A 16,602-nucleotide genomic window follows, 5' to 3' on the forward strand; every position below is an offset into this window, starting at 1 on the left:
ACTCACTTTCAGGCGCTTAAATGGCGAATTACATTCACCAGAACGGGGGCGAAGGGTTTCAGGCGGTTGTTGGCGTCGGGTTGTTGCAGCTCCTCCCTTAGTATCATCAACAAGTCGAAATCGGCGACTTCAAGGTCATCGCCGTCCATACCGCTGTCATAGAGCAGTGCATCCAGGATGGACTTTCTGGCGCCGAACAGGGCGCGATTGTTTTCACGACTGTTTCCAAGGTTCAGTACTTGAATAGAGGTTACTGCTCTGGGAGTCAGGCCTTCCACACGACCGGACAGATAAAATTTCAGCTCGGTTTCGCACTCATTCATCAAGGAGGTAAGCGGCAAAACCTGGTGGGCGTGCGCTTTGCCGCACTGCTTACTACGGTTGCAACTGGCAACGATATTAGAGAAGTCCAACGAACGGTGTGGCGCTGTTTGCCTGGCCTCAACATGTTCGTTGTGGGCGCTGCCTGATGTGATTCCGTGGCAGCAATACGCACATAGGCCATGTTGTTCTTCGATACAGGCTTCTCGGATACAGGTTCTTTCTTGGGGGCTTAAATCTGTATAGCCGCCATTCGGGTGCGTGCGCTTCCATTGTGTCAGGGCGGCTGGCTCATCTCCTTTGGTGATCTTACGCACTGCGCAACTCCAATTTGCGAATCAGAAGGGCGGCTTTGGTCAGTTCGATATGACCGGCGGGCAAGTCGGTGGACAGTTCTTCGAAGAGGGTTTTTGCCTCTTTTAATTTTTTGTCTTGCAGCAGCTCTAGCAGGCGATCAAGCCGGGCTTGAACCTTGCTGTTGCGAACGTCGGTGTCCATGACACTGAGCAGTACCTGATTGGCATCGAGGCCGTAGAGGCCATTGCGCTCTTCCAATTCGCCGTCATCGAGGACATAGCATAGGACGTCTTTGCTATCGCTGATTACCAGTGGCGAGTGGGTAGTCAGGATGAACTGGCAGTTGGGGAAGGTTTCTGTGAATTGGTGGATTAGGCGTCGTTGCCACTTAGGGTGTAAATGGAGATCTACTTCGTCGATGAGCACGACGCCGTAGCCCTGTAGTGGGTTTTCCAGGGAAGGATTCATCATGGCAAGACGACGGGCTATGTCGCCAACCAAGGCCATCATGGACTTTTCGCCTTGTGACAATTGGGAGACATCCAACGTGTGGCCGGATTTATCGATAGCCATATGCAAATGTGGTCGACGTTGGACACGCAGGTTAGTGAACCCAGGCATGAACGCTCCTACAGCGGAACGGACGGCTGTTAACTGTCGATCACGAGATGAGGCGTGTGCTTTTTCCAGGTATTTCCATAACTGACTGTCCGGCGTGCCAATGATTTTTTGCACTTCTGCTAATGCACTGGCTGAAATACCGGTTTCGTTTTCACTGTCCTCTCGCTCCCGGAACCATTCGAAGAAGCGGCGAAAGTCTACACCTCGGTTTAAGGAGTTATCGTAGCCGTCCAACTGGCTAAAGCTGTGCCGGGTTTTAATCTTCAGGGGAACTTCAAGTACTGAACGTTCGACTGGATAGTAGGCAATGAGGGGAACAGACGTGTTTTCGTCACGCGTTAAATTGTCCCTATAAACACTAGCCAGAGCTGATGCGTCGCCGAGTTCGCTGGTGACCTTTGCCTTCCGACCCCGCCTGGACTTTGCCAAAGACCAATGGAAGTCAACATACAGTTCTTCGGCCTCGATAGAGATTGACGCAACGTTTGAACCGTTGCGTAAGGCGCTTTCTTCAATAGGGCTGCCGCTGCCGCTGTCGGTTCGAGTTCTTGCAACCAACCAGCTTAGAGAGGTGGCCAGCGATCTTAGAATCGTCGTCTTCCCCGCCCCATTATTCCCCACAAACACCGTCACCTTCGACGCATGCTTTTCGGTCGGCGCAAAGGCGACTTCCAAGTCGGTAAAACGACCGACGTTATTCAGTCGAATTTTTCTGATTTCCATCGCATTACCCTTGTGGGGCCAGTCAGTGTCTATAGGCAGGCGGCGATTATGGCACTCATCCCAGGTTTTGGCAGGTGCGCTTCATAGATGCTTACAACACGCCACCCAACCCAAAGCGCTTCTTCAACATCGTCTCCAGCAACCCTTTGGGCAACAGCGTCGCCATCAAAGGCAACGCTCGACTGCCATTGCCCGAGCGCAACAGGCGCGGTGGCTGGGTTTGTTGTACGGCCTTGAGCACATCCGCCGCAAACTTGCTGGCCGAAGTCGGCTTGTCCTGCGAGGCCATGGCGCGCGCACGAATGCCTTCACGCAACGGCCACCACGGCGACTGTTCTTTGATCAACAGCTCGGCCTGGGCTCCGGCATTCTTTGCAAAGTGTGTATCGATCGCACCGGGTTGAACCTCCATGACGCGCACGCCAAACGGCGCCAGCTCCATGCGCAGGGCGTCGCTCAATGCATGTACGGCGGCTTTCGACGCGCAGTAGGCCCCGGCGAAGGGTGTGACCAGTACGCCGGAGACGCTGCCGATATTGATGACCAGGCCTCTGCCGCGCCGCAGGGCGGGAAACAGCGCCTGCGTCACGCCGACGATGGAAAACACGTTGGTCTCGAACTGGCGTTGCATCGCCTCGGTGCCGCCATCGAGCAGAGGGCCCATGGCGCCGTAGCCGGCGTTGTTAACCAGCACATCGAGCTCGCTCAGTTGTTCGGCCAGGCGCTGCAAGGCGCCAGGGTCGTTGACGTCCAACTGCACAGCGTTGAAGCCGGCGGCGGCGAGGGCGGCGACATCGTCCGTGCGTCGGGCGCTGGCCCACACCTCGAAGCCGGCGGACTTGAACGCATCGGCCAGGGCGCGGCCGATGCCGCTGGAGCAACCGGTGATCAGTACGTTGGGCATGGGGCAATCCTTTGTCAGTCCGAGAAGCTGCCTTGCAAGTGCTCGGCGCGAAATTCCAGGGTTTGTGGGCGGTAGCCGGGGCGTAACGGCGGGACGGGCAGGCAGTCGTCCCAGGTGGCGCCGGCCTGCAGCTCGCCGGGGCCGCGATAGCGCGGGGCCGCGTACACGTTGTCGGCCAGGTTCACGGTGTCGCCGGGTGCGTAGGCGGCGATACGCCAGCGCAGTTCGGTCAGCGGTACATCGTTGCCGTTGTTCAGCGTCAGCTTCAATGGGCGGTCGGCAGGGCATTCCTGCGCAGCGTAGCTGACGCGCAGTTCCAGGCGGGCCAGTTGCGCGGCTTCGCGGTTGTCGAGCCAAGCCACCCAGACTGCCACCAAACCCAGGCCGACGGCAGCGGCCAGCGACACCGGCAGGGCCTTGGCTGGATAGCGCAGCAGCAGGACCAGCCAGGTGATGATCAGCAACACACCAAAGAACATACACACAACCTCGCACAGGGATAAAACATCCTACTCGTGGGGCAGGCCGATTGCCTATGGTGCAGCGCTGCTTTCCCTCGTGCGCAGGTATCTATTCCCTCTGATGCAGGAACTGCATCGCTCTCTTTTGCCACGAAGTCTTTACAAGGAATGACCTTGAAAGCCAGGAAGGTGCCCAACCGTAGATTCATGAATTCAGGTGCTTTTATGACCGTCTCAAATATCGCCACACCCGTGTTGACCTCCCTCAGCGCACCTATGGCGCCGGTACCGCCCGCTGTGTCGGCAGCAATCAGTCAAGCGCCCAATCCAGAGGTCGGCTCAACATCATTGCCGCGTATGCAGAACCTGGGGCTGACAAGCTTGCGGCAGACTGTCATGCAAGGTCTCAGCGACCAACTCAGTTCATACGTTTCCCCTAGGCTTTCGATGAACTCGGATCAAGCCAAAGGGGCTGCTTTGACGATAGCTGGGGGGTGGCAAAAACGGTTGGACAGAGCATGACGAAATCAGGTGGTGCAAGCTCCAAAGCGGTGGGTACGGCTTTGATATGGGGAGGCAAAACGGCTGAAAAAATTGGCAAGGGCACTTATAAAGAGGCTGGCAAGGATCACGAGACGGGTAATTACAATGCCTTTGCCCCGCGGAACTGGGCCAAGTAGCCATGTCGGCCTGCTATTGAGCTGCGGGCCCGCTGCCCAGCCGCCTGTGCAGAAATGATCGGCCGGCTGGGTCGGCATCTTGATGCACTGCACGGCCAACAGTTTGGGTTTGCAAGCTGCGACGCCGTGCAACATTCATTGCATTAAAAAGCCCCCGCCTGACCGGCTGCGGATAGGGGACGCAGCCGGCTGGGCGGGGGCTTTCTGTACGACTCCTTTATTGCGCGATAGTTTTCACGGAAACACCACGTTCGATCGGCGTCGAGCGGCCGTAGATATCTTCGAACCGCTCGATATCGTCTTCGCCCAGGTAGCTGCCCGATTGCACTTCGATGATCTCCAACGGGATCTTGCCCGGGTTGCGCAGGCGGTGCACCGAGGCAATCGGGATGTAAGTGGACTGGTTCTCGCACAGCAGGAACACGTTGTCGTCACAGGTGACTTCAGCGGTGCCGCTGACCACGATCCAGTGTTCGGCGCGGTGGTGGTGCATCTGCAGTGACAGGCAGGCGCCCGGCTTGACCGAGATGTGCTTGACCTGGAACCGCCCGCCCATATCCACCGAATCGTAGGAGCCCCACGGACGATACACTTCGCAGTGGTTCTGGGTTTCGCTGCGGCCCTGCTCATTGAGGGTGGCGACCATCTGCTTGACGCCCTGGACCTTGTCCTTGTGGGCAATCATCATCGCGTCCTTGGTTTCCACCACCACGATATTGTCCAGGCCGATCACCGAGACCAGCTTGCCGTTGCCATGCACCATGCAGTTGCGGCTGTCCTGGATGACCACGTCACCCTTGCTCACGTTGCCGTTGGCGTCTTTATCGTTGACCGCCCACAGCGAGGCCCAGCAACCCACATCGCTCCAACCGGCGCTCAGGGGTACCACACAGGCGCGCTGGGTTTTTTCCATCACGGCGTAGTCGATGGAGTTGTCCGGGCAGCAGGCGAAGGTGGCTTCGTCGAACGTCACGGTGTCGGCGGTCTGCTCGCTGCGCTCCAGGGTCAGGACGCAGGTGTCGTAGATGTCCGGGTCGTGCTTTTTCAGCTCTTCCAGGAAACGGCTGGCGCGGAACAGGAACATGCCGCTGTTCCAGAAGTAGCCACCGCTTTTGACGAACTCGACCGCGCGTTTTTCATCGGGTTTTTCCACGAACTGCTGTACGCGGCTCACGCCTTCGGGCAGCAGCGAATCGTTGGTGGACTTGATGTAGCCGTAGCCGGTTTCCGGGCGCGTGGCCGGTACGCCGAACAGCACCATTTCGCCGCGCTCGGCCGCCACGGTGGCCAGGGCCAGGGCGCGTTGCAGGGCTTTCTGGTCGTCGATGACGTGGTCGGCGGGCAGCACCAGCATCAACTCGTCACGGCCTTCATTGACCAGCATCATCGCGGTCAGGGCCACGGCCGGCGCGGTGTTGCGGCCGAACGGTTCCATCAGGATGCGTTGGCATTCGAGTTTGCGCGCGCTCAACTGCTCGTTGACGATAAAGCGGTGATCCTTGTTGCAGACCACGATCGGTGAGTCCATGCCTTCGAACACCAGGCGCTCCAGAGTTTGCTGGAACAGCGTGTGCTCGCCGGTCAGGGCCAGGAATTGTTTTGGGAACTGTTTACGGGAAAGCGGCCAAAGACGTGAGCCGCTACCACCGGAAAGGATTACTGGGATCATGTGTTTCTCCTTGAATCAATTTGGGTCAGAGCTACGAAGGTTTGTCGTTTCACTCTTGTTTTTGTCTCGGTCCGAACCGCCGCCTCGATCCCTGTAGGAGCGAGCTTGCTCGCGAAAAACCTGAGAGCACCGCGATAAACCAAAGCGCTGCGTCATCGTTGACGTTCTTCGCGGGCAAGCCCGCTCCTACAGTAGATTGCGTTCAGTTCGGGAAATAATCAGCGGGTCGACACCGGGCGTTTCACCCAGACTGGCGACAGGCTCGAACCCGAACCGGTGACGTACAGCACCGCTGCTTCACCGCGCTCCAGGGCAACCGGCTTCACATCGCCGACTTTCTTGTCGCCGTCATACAGCGCCAGGCTCACCTTCACCGGGTTGATTTCACGTTCGCCACGGCCTTTGGCGGCTACCGACTTGACTACGTCGGTCTTGCCATCGGCGGTTTTCAGGGTCAGGGCCTTGTCGCTGAGGTTCTGCACGCGAACCAGGGATTTCTGCTTGTTCTTGAACGGCGGCTCTTCGATCAGTTGCGGCTGGCCGCTGCTGTTGTTGACCAGGGTGTAGTAGTGATCGGCGGCGAGCTTGACCGGCACGGTCTGGCTGCCGACCTTGGCGCTGTAGTCACCACCGGGCATGAAGCTGAAGTCGCTGCTGGCCAACGGTGCGACGTCGCTGAGGTTGGTGCTGCCAACGGTGGCGCTGACTTCCTGGTTGCTGGCGTTGTAGATGCGCACGAAGCTCGAACCTTTTGGCGCGGTAGGGCCGTAGAGCGCGGCGTCACCACCGGCGAAGGCGGACATCGATACGAAGCTCAGGCCGGCAGCGATAGCCAGGGTCTTGGCGAGACGACGAGGAGTTGTAGTGAAAGTCATGTGAGTTACCTCTCTTTCAGTTTTGCGCCCGGTCGGGCGTCTCGGATTTCTGATTTTTAAAAGCGGGGATGTTCTGTGCCATGTTTTGTTGGCGCGAACCGGCTTCTTTAAGCTGCGCAACCCAGGCCGGGTCGGCATCACCGATTTCGTTATTGACGGGCAGATAGCGTTCAGGGAACTCCCAGATCAGCACCTGCGGCGGGCTGTTCTTGAAGTCATCACTTTTCAGGTAGCTGAGCATCGGCAGGATCGGGCCGTGGCCGTCTTCGGCGTAGCTGACCACGTCGCTGCCCAGGGCTTGCTTGAGGGCGCCGACGAAGTTCCAGTTGGGGTTGGCGCTGTAGCTGGTGCCGACCAGTGCCACCGGGGTTTGGCTGTCGCTGAACAGCGCGTCGTCGCCCTGGGTTTGCGCCAGGTGTGTCACGCGTTTTTCCAGCGGCTCTTTAGGCGGCATCAGGTTTTCGAACAGCGGGTCCAGCGGCAGGAACAGACGCAGGTCGCCTTTATGCGGCTCGGTCTTTTCCGCTTCGGTAACAAAGCGCTGCGGCTCACCGCTCAGCGGAGTTTTATCGGCAATCGCCTTGGCCAATTGCTTGGCGGCAATTTCGGCACCGTCCGGTGTCCAGTGGGTGTCGGTGCGCAGGAACACTTGCTTGCCGCCCAGCTTGGCCTGTTGCAGCGGGCCGAGCAGGTCCGGGGCGATGATCTTGTCCGCCGCGACACGGGCGTGGAAGTCCTGGTACAGGTTGGCGTGGATGCTCGCCGGTTTCACTTCACCCAGGTGCTCCGGATACAGGCGCACCTTGGCCGGTACGATCGCCATCACCAGTTGGATGCCCTGGGCCTTGAGCTTCTGGCGCACGCCTTCGACCAGCGCGTAGTTGCCTTCAAGGTTTTGGTCTTCGTTAACGGCGGGGTTGAACTCCTCGTCGCTGTACAACCAGTGATCGCGGCCCAGCACCACGCCAGGGCGGCCTTCATTGAACAGCTTGTAGTCAAGCGCCGCCCAAAGGTTGGTGCCCAGGCGCTTGATCGGGAACTCGTCGTCGTAATGGGTCTCGACGGCTTTGGTCCAGCGACCATTGAGCACGGTGGCATCGGCATTGGTGCTGAAGCCGAAGAAACTGCGCAGCGACCAGGCGCCCAGTGCCAACAGCACCACCAGGAACAGGCCGATATAGAGGACGCGTAATGAACGGGTCATGGTCGGCTCCCTCAGAATTGGAAGTAAAGGAACGGCGAGAAACTCTGCGCCGACAGTTTCAGGATCGACGCCACGAACAGCAGCAGCACGGCGGCGCGCATGGCGTAGCGTGGCCAGTCAGCGGTCCAGTAGGTCGGTTGCACGGCGGCGTCACGGCCCACCGTGAAGCCCGGCTCGTGGATGCTGCCGGGGTTGTCGCCCGGTACGGCCTTGATCAGGCTCGGATCGCTCGGCTTGGTCTTGTCGGCAGGGCGATTGCGGTAGAAATCGCGCAGGCCGAAGAACGCCAGCGTTGCGTAGGCCACCACCAGGGTCGCCACTTGCAGGCCGGTGAGGCTGGCGCGGTTGAGTTCCGACAGCGACCATTCGCCAAAGCTGAACATCGCACCGTACATACGGCCTGCGACGTGCAGGTTCTCCGCGCGGAAGATCACCCAGCCCATCACGACCAGCAGGAAGGTGAAGGCCCAGCGCAGCACATTGAAGCTGCGCGGCGCGGTGTTGAGGCCGATGGCTTTTTCAATCGCCAGCCACATGCCGTGCCAGGCACCCCACACGATGTAGGTGATGTTGGCGCCGTGCCACAGGCCACCGAGCAGCATGGTCAGGAACAGGTTGCGATAGGTGGTCAGCGTACCTTTGCGGTTGCCGCCCAGGGTGATGTACAGGTAATCGCGCAACCAGGTCGACAGGCTGATGTGCCAGCGCCGCCAGAACTCGGTGATCGACTGGCTGATGTACGGCTGCTTGAAGTTTTCCATGAAGCGGAAACCCATCATCAAGCCCAGGCCGATCGCCATGTCGCTGTAGCCTGAGAAGTCGAAATACAACTGTGCGGTGTAGGCCAGCGCACCAAGCCAGGCATCGCCCGTGGTCGGGTTTTGCAGAGCGAAGCAGTGGTCCGCGACTACCGCCAGGGTGTCGGCGATAAACACCTTCTTGATGAAACCCTGCATGAACCGCGTGCAGCCCTCGGAGAACTTGTCGAGGGTGTGGGTGCGGTTGTTGAACTGGTCGGCCAGGTCACGAAAACGCAACACGGGGCCGGCGATCAGGTGCGGGAAGATCGCCACGAACGCCGCGAAGTCGATCAGGTTGCGCGTCGCCGGCGTATCGCCACGGTACACGTCGATGATGTAGCTGATGGACTCGAAAATGTAGAACGAGATACCAATCGGCAACAGCACGTGGGTGAGGATGAACGGCTCCAGGCCCATCGACTTCATCATCACGTTGATGCTGTCGACGCCGAAGTTGGCGTACTTGAAGTAGCCGAGGATGCACAGGTCGACCGCCACGCCGAGCAACAGCCAGCGTTGGGCCGGCTTGGTGCGCACACCGGCGGCACCGACCTTGAGGCCGATCCAGTAATTCCACAGGGTCACTGCGGCGAACAAAGCCAGGAAGTCCACTCGCCACCAGGCGTAGAACACATAGCTGGCAATCAGCAGCAGCAGGTTGCGATAGCGTTGCCCGCTCAGGTAGTACAAGCCGAGAAAGATCGGCAAGAACAGAAACAGGAACACATTGGACGAGAAAACCATCCCGATCTCTCCATGTTTAACCAACAGTCAAGGGCCAGAGCCCCCCAAACCCCCCACGATTTCGGGGGAGGCTTTGATCGTTCCCACGCTCTGCGTGGGAATGCCTCTTGTGACGCTCTGCGTCACGCTTTGGGACGCAGAGCGTCCCGTGCTGCATTCCCACGCAGAGCGTGGGAACGATCAGCGACTAGCTGCCTTTGTTGCCTTTTTCGTGCGTCGGGTCGTAGACCTTGGTCAGGTCACCACCCAGGCGGAACGTCTTGAATGGCTGCATGCCATGCTTGCGTTCGAGCACATCCGGGGCGCAGGTGTAGAGGGTGCAGAACGGCTCAAGCCAGGCGAATTTCATCGCCTGCTTCAAATCCTTCATGTCCTGCTCCTTGCCGTTCTTCTGTTCGAAGATGTCCGGGTCTTTCACCCCGGCCAGTACCTTGTCGCCCAGGCGCTTGAGCGCACTGTTGTTTTCCTGGCGCAGGTCCACACCGTTGACCAGGGCAAAGCTTGCGATCATCGACAGCGGCGGCAGGGCGTAGTTGTGATACGACAAAGCCCGTTGCTGACGCTTCAATTCGTTGGGCAGGAAGCCCTGGTCGTCGACCTGGTTCACCCCGACCTTGTATTCCTTGACAGCCCAATCGAACAGGTCGCGACGGTTAGTGGCGATGGACGTTGCCATCACCGACCAGGCGGCCCAGTACGAGTGGTTGTTGGTTTTTTCCAGCGGCAGGTTGTCCCAGTCGCTCACCACTTGATCGGCCAGCTTGTTGAACCAGGCCTCGATCAGTTGCGATTCCTGCTGATGGTTGGCCAGCGGGTGCGAGTCGGAGAATTTCAAGCGTACATAGGCCGAGGCCATGCTGCCCAGCGCCCACTTGCGCATTGATTTGCCGGTGTGGTTGAAGTCCTTGGACATCAAGGCGTCGGCCTTGGCCCACGACACCAGCCAGTTCAGCGTGCATTCAAGTTGCTGCGGACGACCGTCGCGCATGAACTGCATCACGCGCTTGCTGGTGTCTTTTTCCAGCTTGGTGATGTCGGCGGTGCTGTCGCGAAAGGCCTGTTCCGATTGCACGTTCAGGGTCGAACGCGCCTTGTCGGAGCCTTCGTACTTGCTGCGAAATTGCAGAGGCCCGGTGTAGGGCGTCGGCATGGCGTCGCAGTTTTCCTTGAAGTCGCCGGTCTTGAACGCTTCGATCGGTGCGAAATAGCCCTGGGGCGGCCGCAGGGGTGCGGCGGCGTTGACGGAGCCGGCAAACATCGCCAGGCCTAGCAGGGTGGGCAGCAATAACTTTTGCATAAGTAACCTCACTTCCCGAGCTGGGCGGTCTGCTGACCACCGCTTGGGAATACGTTGCGTGTGCAAATTTTCGCTTCGACCTTTTGCGCCGCAGCACCCTTTTCCGGGCCCTGCACTTCCACGGCCAGCAAGTTCTGCGAGGCCCAGTCTTCATCGGTGCGCAATTCAAAGGCGAAACGCCCGTCTGTATCGGATGTCTCGGGTTTTTCGATCTTGATGTCCTCGTGGCGCCCGTTCATGTACCAGAGGGTGGCTTGCAAGGTTTTCACCGAAGGATCGGCGAAGCGGATATCGACCTGATGGTTGGCGTTGCGCAGGTCTTTGTTCGCGCTGTTGACCATCAGTTCGTTTTTGCCTGGTTTGAGCGTGGTGCTGGCCGACATCTGCGCGGTCTTGCCCTCACAGCCGTTGTCGAGCAGCGCCATCATCTGGCGGTAGATGGTTTCCTGATCGAGACGGTACAGCGGCGAGAATTCCCAGATCAGGATCTTTGGCGGGTTTTTCTGGAACTCTTCGCTGCCCAGGTACTGGATCATCGAGCCTTCCAGGCCACCGCCGGGGAAGGCGACGTTGAGGATGTCGGCACCGATTTCCTCCTGCAGGAAGCCGGCGAAGTTGTAGTTCTTGCCGCTGTGGCTGGTGCCCACCAGGGTGATCTGCGGGTTGCCCGAATCGCTGAACAGGTCGCCGTCACCGGCTTCGCCCTTGGGCTCGGTGGTGAATTGGTCCATGTACTGGATCGCATAGCTGGTGCCGCACAGCTGCCCGGCCATGTTGTGCAGGGTGCCGGTCTTGCCCATGCGGCCCGAGCGCTTGGTCTCGAATTCGCGCTTGGGAATTTCCGCATACTCCGGCATCTGCTTGACCTTGGCCGCCACGATTTTCGCGGTGCGCTGGGCGCCGTAAGGGGTCCAGTGCTGGTCGCCACGGAAGTAAAAGTCGTGGGCCGGCAGTTCATCCGGCAACTGCTCGTTGGTCAACGGCGAGAGGTCCGGCACCACGTAGCCCATCTTGGCGAAACGGCCGAGCATGGTCTTGTAGTTGGTCAGGGCCTTGTCGAAATCGTACTTGGCCTTTTCCTCGGGGTTGAGCTTGTTGCGGTTCACCAGGCCACGGGTCGGCTGGTAGACCACCACCAGTTCCACGCCCTTGGCTTTGAACGCATCGTGCAACTGCTGCATGCGCTTGTAGCCGGCCGGAGTGGTGTCGAATTCGGTACGCAGGTCTTCCTGGGTCCGGAACAGCCAGTCGCCCTGGGCTTGCACCAGGGTGGTGAAGTTCTGCTGGTAGCGCGTGGTGTAGTTCTTCGCGTCATGGGCCGCCGGGCACAGGCTGCAGCACGGCTCGGCGGTGAACGTCGGTGCTTTCACCTCGTCGGCGCGCACGCCCTGGCTGGCCGCGAGCAGGCCGAGGGTCAGACCCGAGAGGCTCAGCAATTTGATCATGTGTGGGTGCATAAGGGTCATCCTCAGTCCTGCATTTCGGTCTGGCGTTCGACAGGGTCGATCAGCACGGCTTTCTGCTGGCGTACCAGCAGGTCGAGAATCTCTTCCTGGCGCTCGCCAAGAACGCCGGAGAAGCTGATGCCGCTGGATTTGGTCGGCGCCAGCATCGACACGCGGTACAACTCGATACTCAGCGGCGAGTCGATGGACAGCGGCCCGCTGCCGTTGCCCGCCAGTTCACCGCCGACCACGATCAGCGAGACCTTGGCGTCGAATGGGTCAAGGGCGATGTCGCGGTCGGTGTCGGTCAGATCCTTGATGTGGCCGTACACACCGGTCAGGCCGTTGGCCATGGCGGTGTTTTCGTACAGCTTGATGTTCACGCTGTTACGTATGCGGATGCCGTGGCGCCGGTTGCTGATCACCTTGTTGCCCCACAACAGGTTGTCACCGCTCTCATAGAGGGTGATGCCGTCGGTGTGGTTGCGGTAGATCTCGTTGTCGGCGATCAGGTTGTTGACGCTGTTACGGTCGATCACCAGGCCCGAGAGCTTGTTGTCATAGCTGCGGTTGTTGAAGATGAAGCTGTCGTTCACTTCCCGGGAAATGATGATGCCGTGCTTCTTCTTGGTGCCGTACACGGTGTTGTCGGCGATGATCAGGCCGTGGGAACGGTCATGGGGGTCAATGCCGTAGACGATGTTGTCTTTGTAGGTATTGCCCTTGATCACAAAGCCCGTGGTTTCGTAGCAGTAGAAGCCGTACCACATGTCCGAGAACTCGGAGTCGATGATCCAGCCGGTCGGTTCAGGACGCTTGAGCACCTTGGCCATGTTCGGCGTGTACTGGGAAATACTCACCCCGTACGACTTACTGTTGGCGTAGCCGAAGCTGGCCATTTTGGTCTTGGAAATGTAGGTCTCGGTGCCGCCCCAGGCCAGCAGGAACGGGCGGAATTCCTTGGGTGACTTGAACAGTGCCGGGCCGTTGGTTTTTTCATCCCAGCCGGTGACCTTGGTGTCACGCACGAACAGTTGGCCGTCGTTGATCAAAAACGAACCGGCTTGCTGGGACAGGCGCAATTCCTGGGTCTGCTTGTCGATATCGAGGATGCCTTTACGGCCGACCACGATCGGCAATTTGGCCAGGAACACACCCGGCGACGTCTCGCTGAAGTACTGCTTGGGCACCTTGCCCAGCAAGTCCTTGAGGTTCATGTAGCCATCGTCGACAAAGATCGCCTGGGGAATGCCGTGCTGGCGCACCACCCATTCGGCCATCTTGTTATCGCCGCCGATAAAGTCCTTGAGAGCGTCTTCCTGCATCATGCGGCGGATGCTGATTTTGCCCGGTTTGCTTCTGACGATTTTCTTTTCCATGGCCGCGGCGGTGTAGCCCGACAGATCGGGCAGCGCCGGCTTGGCCATTTCCAGCGGCGCGGTCGGCGGGCTGGAAATGGTGTAGGTCTTGGCCTGTTGCAGTTCCTTGGCGATGGTCGGCGCCTTGGCCGCCGTATCGGCGAACGCTGGGGCACTGGCCACCAGCATTGCCGCGACGAGTAGGCTTTGAGCATTCATTGCGCAGGCTCCCATCAGAATTTCCAGATCACGTCGACAAAGGCGCGGTGCATGTACGAGTCGACCTGGCTGCCATAGGCATCGCCCGGTTTGAACACACCGGCGCGCAGGCGCACCAGCGCCGACGGCTCGTCGATCGACTGGCTGAGCGCGGCCGGCAACAGGCCTTTCTTGAAGTACTTGGTGACGACCAGGTCCATCTCCTGACCCAGGTCTTTCTTGCCGTCTTCAAGGGGCAGGGACGTGCTGGACAGGATCGCGCCGGTCACGTCATCGGTGTTGTTCTGCACCGCATCGATGCCGTTGCTGCCCACCGGCTTGTTGCCGTCGACGCGCCAGAACTTGTGGTACACCAGGCTGGCGTCATAGTCCTCGCGCAACTGCCAGGAACCGAACAGGCTCATGGACTGCATGTTGTTCATCTCGCCGCGAAACGCTTCGCCGAAGCGATGCACCCGGGACTGGGTACCGGTCCAGTTCGAACGGTTGCTTTGCAGGCCGTTCTGTTCGTACTCGGCACTGGCGCGCGAATAGGCCGCACCCACTTGCCACTGCGGGTCGAGACGCAGGCGCACGCCGATATCGGTGGCCCAGCCGCTCACGTCATCGCTGCGCTTGGCGTTGGTCGGGCGGGTGCCGTCGGCGTTCAACGCGTTGACCGTGTCGCGGTCGCCGCGCATGCCGGTGATGCTCGCCCAGTAGTTGACGGTGTTGGTGTTGCGCCAGTTATAGGCGTCGCTGTTGGCTTCGATGCCGAGCCAGGTCAGGTCGCCGTTTTCGCGCTTGTCCAACGGGTCGCTGGCCACGCCCGGTTCGGCGTAGTCGAGCTTGCCGTCGTCATGGGTGTGGTGGCCGCGCAGGCCGATCCACTGGCCCGGCGTCCACTGGTAGGCGGCGTCAGCGTAGAAGTGCTGGCGGTCCTTGTCCTTGGGCGACAGTTCCTTGAGGTCGGTGCGGTATTCGCTGAAACGCTCGGCGGCGCCGACGTTGGCCTTGAGCAGGGTGGTGTCGAAGGTCCAGTTCAGCGCTTCGATATTGGTGTCGCGCCATTGGCCGTCGTCATTGCGCAGACGCTGGCGACCGAACTTGAGGAGCTCGCCGGGGTAGGGCGTGAAGCCGCTGTAGCCGACCCAGAACTCGCGCAGGGCCAGGTAGTTCTTCTTGGCCTTGCGGTCGTCGTTGCTCGATTGTTCGGTGGTGTCATCCGCCGACTGCTGCAGGGTGTCGGTCTCGATGATGTCGCTGGACACCACCGCCTGGCCCATGGCGTAGGCGCTCCACGCGCCGCTTTCGGCGTAGATCCACGGGCGCAGGTCGAGGCCGATGCCGTTGACGTCGCCGCCTTTCTGGGTACCCAGGTCGCGATCGTCTTCGGACTGCGCGGTGGCTTTGACTTCCAGGCCGAAGTTCTTGGCTTCGGTCAGCGCGGCCAGGGTCGGGCACGACCACAGCAGGGCGAAGGACAGGCCGATGCCGGCCTTGACGAATGGGTTGAGCTTCATAGGGATTCCTCGCCGTCTTCTTCTTGCAGGGCGTGCAGTTGCAGCGTGCTTTGGGCCAGGGTGCCGCGGGCGGCCAGTTCCTGCTGCACCAGGCGTTGGCCTTCGGCGCGTTGCTCAGGCGTCAGCGGGGCTTCGAGCTGGGTCGCCAGCTCATTGGCCTCTGGCGTGTCCTGGACCTTGGCCAGCTGGCTGAAGACATAGGCGTTCAGCGGGTCGGGCTTGGTGCCCTTGCCTTGGGAAAACAGTTGGGCGATGGCGAAGTCGGCGCTGTTCTGGCCGTTGCGCGCAGCGGTCAGCAGGTGGTCCAGGGCTTTTTGCGGATAGACCTTGCCCAGGTAGCCACGGCGGTAGATCTGGCCGAGGTAGTAATCGGCGGCCACTTCACGGCCCACGGCTTTCTCGAAATGCGCCTCGGCGGCCTTGGCGTCGGCGGGCACCCACTTGCCTTCGTAGTAGAGCTTGCCCAAGAGCAATTCGGCGCGCGGCTGGTCGGCGGCGCGGCCGTTGTCGAGGTACTTCATCATCTGGTCGACGTCGCCCAGTTCGGGGAAGTCGTAGAGCAGTTGCGCCAGGCTGACCCAGGACGCCGGGTAGCCAGGGGCGATTTTTTCCAGCAGGGCCTGGGCGGTTTTCTCGTCCGGCGTGCCGAGGGTGGCATCGCCCAGCACACGGGCGACGCTGTCGACACGTTGGGCGGTGACGGTGCCACGGCTGTAGCCTGCTTCCATCTGCTTGAGCAGTTCGGCCTGTTGTTCCGGCTGGGCTTTTTTCTGGTAGACCGTGGCCAGTTCGACGTAGCAGATATCGGTGGTGTTCAGCGCGGCTTTGCAGATGCGCTCCACATCATCCAGATGCTGGTCGTAGGTGCCCTGGGTGCGGTACAGCAGCACCTGGGCCAGGCCGGCCTCTGGATAACCCGCTGCTTGCCATTTGCTGATCTGCTGCTGGGCATTCACGTTGGGGAAGCTGTGCGGGTATTGCAGGTACAGCATCGCCAGCGGGATCAAGGTGTTGCCTTCGCCATTGGCAAAGGCTTTTTTCAGCAGGCTTTCAGCTTCGTGGTGCTCGGCTTCGGTGGCGCCGGGCTTGGCCACCAGCAGGCGGCCAAGGCGTGCCTGGGCGCGGGGCGAGGTATCCGCCGCAGCACGGTAAGTGGCTTCGGCCTGTTTGATTTGCGCCGGGTCACGGGTGCCTACCTGGATGTCGGCCAGGCCCACTTGGGCCTCGCTGTAGCCCAGGTCGGCCAGTTGTTGGTAATTCTGTTGCGCGGTGACGGTGTCGCCGCGTTTCAGTGCTTCGTTCGCCAGGCGTTGGTCAGGCAGGCCGGCACAACCGGCCAGGCTCACCGCAATCGCCAGCAACGCCACCGAACCCATGTGGGACCGGCGTTTGTGGCGAGGGAGCTTGCTCCCGCTGGGGTGCGAAGCGCCCCCAAGAGCCGGCTCCAGCTGCGCTGTCGAGCGGGAGCAAGCTCCCTCGCCA

14 protein-coding genes are annotated in these 16,602 nt (G+C 60.2%); 1 reads left to right on the plus strand and 13 read right to left on the minus strand.

Annotated elements, in window-relative coordinates:
- Positions 1-8 precede the first annotated feature (8 nt).
- The 4 genes from C4J88_RS04740 to C4J88_RS04755 form a co-directional block, all read right to left on the minus strand.
- On the minus strand, positions 9-638 hold the full coding sequence (locus tag C4J88_RS04740) for a TIGR02646 family protein (protein ID WP_124406318.1): 630 nt from the start codon (positions 636-638) through the stop codon (positions 9-11).
- A complete protein-coding gene (locus C4J88_RS04745; protein ID WP_124406319.1) occupies positions 631-1,962 on the minus strand; it encodes an AAA family ATPase in 1,332 nt (443 codons plus the stop codon). The genes C4J88_RS04740 and C4J88_RS04745 overlap by 8 nt, the downstream gene beginning before the upstream one ends.
- 91 nt (positions 1,963-2,053) lie before the next feature.
- On the minus strand, positions 2,054-2,866 hold the full coding sequence (locus tag C4J88_RS04750; RefSeq protein WP_124406320.1) for an SDR family oxidoreductase: 813 nt from the start codon (positions 2,864-2,866) through the stop codon (positions 2,054-2,056).
- 14 nt (positions 2,867-2,880) lie between these two features.
- Positions 2,881-3,345: a multidrug transporter gene (locus tag C4J88_RS04755; RefSeq protein WP_124365897.1), complete on the minus strand. Its 465-nt coding sequence runs from the start codon at positions 3,343-3,345 to the stop codon at positions 2,881-2,883.
- Between the two features lie 500 nt (positions 3,346-3,845).
- Here C4J88_RS04755 and C4J88_RS27355 point away from each other — a divergent pair, with 500 nt between their 5' ends.
- On the plus strand, positions 3,846-4,007 hold the full coding sequence (locus C4J88_RS27355; protein WP_164487708.1) for a hypothetical protein: 162 nt from the start codon (positions 3,846-3,848) through the stop codon (positions 4,005-4,007).
- A gap of 217 nt (positions 4,008-4,224) precedes the next feature.
- Here C4J88_RS27355 and C4J88_RS04760 read toward each other — a convergent pair whose 3' ends face one another.
- From C4J88_RS04760 to algK, 9 genes are all read right to left on the minus strand, one after another.
- Complete coding sequence (locus tag C4J88_RS04760; protein ID WP_124406321.1) at positions 4,225-5,676, minus strand: mannose-1-phosphate guanylyltransferase/mannose-6-phosphate isomerase; 1,452 nt, start codon at positions 5,674-5,676, stop codon at positions 4,225-4,227.
- A 218-nt stretch (positions 5,677-5,894) separates the two neighbouring features.
- Positions 5,895-6,551: an alginate O-acetyltransferase AlgF gene (locus C4J88_RS04765; protein ID WP_043049782.1), complete on the minus strand. Its 657-nt coding sequence runs from the start codon at positions 6,549-6,551 to the stop codon at positions 5,895-5,897.
- A gap of 16 nt (positions 6,552-6,567) precedes the next feature.
- The gene (locus tag C4J88_RS04770) at positions 6,568-7,755 is read right to left on the minus strand and encodes an alginate O-acetyltransferase (RefSeq protein WP_124406322.1); all 1,188 of its coding nucleotides are present in this window, start codon (positions 7,753-7,755) and stop codon (positions 6,568-6,570) included.
- Positions 7,756-7,766: 11 nt separating this feature from the next.
- Complete coding sequence (locus C4J88_RS04775) at positions 7,767-9,299, minus strand: MBOAT family protein (RefSeq protein WP_124406323.1); 1,533 nt, start codon at positions 9,297-9,299, stop codon at positions 7,767-7,769.
- Positions 9,300-9,486: 187 nt separating this feature from the next.
- On the minus strand, positions 9,487-10,596 hold the full coding sequence (locus C4J88_RS04780; RefSeq protein WP_124361387.1) for a mannuronate-specific alginate lyase: 1,110 nt from the start codon (positions 10,594-10,596) through the stop codon (positions 9,487-9,489).
- An 8-nt stretch (positions 10,597-10,604) separates the two neighbouring features.
- Complete coding sequence (locus C4J88_RS04785) at positions 10,605-12,053, minus strand: alginate O-acetyltransferase (RefSeq protein WP_124406324.1); 1,449 nt, start codon at positions 12,051-12,053, stop codon at positions 10,605-10,607.
- 11 nt (positions 12,054-12,064) lie between these two features.
- Complete coding sequence (algG, locus tag C4J88_RS04790) at positions 12,065-13,633, minus strand: mannuronan 5-epimerase AlgG (RefSeq protein WP_124406325.1); 1,569 nt, start codon at positions 13,631-13,633, stop codon at positions 12,065-12,067.
- Complete coding sequence (locus C4J88_RS04795; RefSeq protein WP_124361390.1) at positions 13,633-15,120, minus strand: alginate export family protein; 1,488 nt, start codon at positions 15,118-15,120, stop codon at positions 13,633-13,635. The genes algG and C4J88_RS04795 overlap by 1 nt, the downstream gene beginning before the upstream one ends.
- Complete coding sequence (gene algK / locus C4J88_RS04800) at positions 15,117-16,496, minus strand: alginate biosynthesis TPR repeat lipoprotein AlgK (RefSeq protein ID WP_124406326.1); 1,380 nt, start codon at positions 16,494-16,496, stop codon at positions 15,117-15,119. The genes C4J88_RS04795 and algK overlap by 4 nt, the downstream gene beginning before the upstream one ends.
- Positions 16,497-16,602 lie beyond the last annotated feature (106 nt).

Origin of the sequence: Pseudomonas sp. R4-39-08 (assembly GCF_003852275.1) — a bacterium.
In the GTDB taxonomy this organism is placed as follows: domain Bacteria; phylum Pseudomonadota; class Gammaproteobacteria; order Pseudomonadales; family Pseudomonadaceae; genus Aquipseudomonas.

Excerpts from the sequence above, each read along its gene's own strand:
- C4J88_RS04775 (WP_124406323.1), bottom strand. The coding sequence starts at position 9,299 with ATGGTTTTCTCGTCCAATGTGTTCCTGTTTCTGTTCTTGCCGATCTTT.
- algG (WP_124406325.1), bottom strand. The coding sequence starts at position 13,633 with ATGGGAGCCTGCGCAATGAATGCTCAAAGCCTACTCGTCGCGGCAATG.
- C4J88_RS04750 (WP_124406320.1), bottom strand. The coding sequence starts at position 2,866 with ATGCCCAACGTACTGATCACCGGTTGCTCCAGCGGCATCGGCCGCGCC.
- C4J88_RS04760 (WP_124406321.1), bottom strand. The coding sequence starts at position 5,676 with ATGATCCCAGTAATCCTTTCCGGTGGTAGCGGCTCACGTCTTTGGCCG.
- C4J88_RS04785 (WP_124406324.1), bottom strand. The coding sequence starts at position 12,053 with ATGCACCCACACATGATCAAATTGCTGAGCCTCTCGGGTCTGACCCTC.
- C4J88_RS04755 (WP_124365897.1), bottom strand. The coding sequence starts at position 3,345 with ATGTTCTTTGGTGTGTTGCTGATCATCACCTGGCTGGTCCTGCTGCTG.
- C4J88_RS04780 (WP_124361387.1), bottom strand. The coding sequence starts at position 10,596 with ATGCAAAAGTTATTGCTGCCCACCCTGCTAGGCCTGGCGATGTTTGCC.
- C4J88_RS04795 (WP_124361390.1), bottom strand. The coding sequence starts at position 15,120 with ATGAAGCTCAACCCATTCGTCAAGGCCGGCATCGGCCTGTCCTTCGCC.
- C4J88_RS27355 (WP_164487708.1), top strand. The coding sequence starts at position 3,846 with ATGACGAAATCAGGTGGTGCAAGCTCCAAAGCGGTGGGTACGGCTTTG.
- C4J88_RS04770 (WP_124406322.1), bottom strand. The coding sequence starts at position 7,755 with ATGACCCGTTCATTACGCGTCCTCTATATCGGCCTGTTCCTGGTGGTG.
- C4J88_RS04765 (WP_043049782.1), bottom strand. The coding sequence starts at position 6,551 with ATGACTTTCACTACAACTCCTCGTCGTCTCGCCAAGACCCTGGCTATC.
- C4J88_RS04745 (WP_124406319.1), bottom strand. The coding sequence starts at position 1,962 with ATGGAAATCAGAAAAATTCGACTGAATAACGTCGGTCGTTTTACCGAC.
- algK (WP_124406326.1), bottom strand. The coding sequence starts at position 16,496 with ATGGGTTCGGTGGCGTTGCTGGCGATTGCGGTGAGCCTGGCCGGTTGT.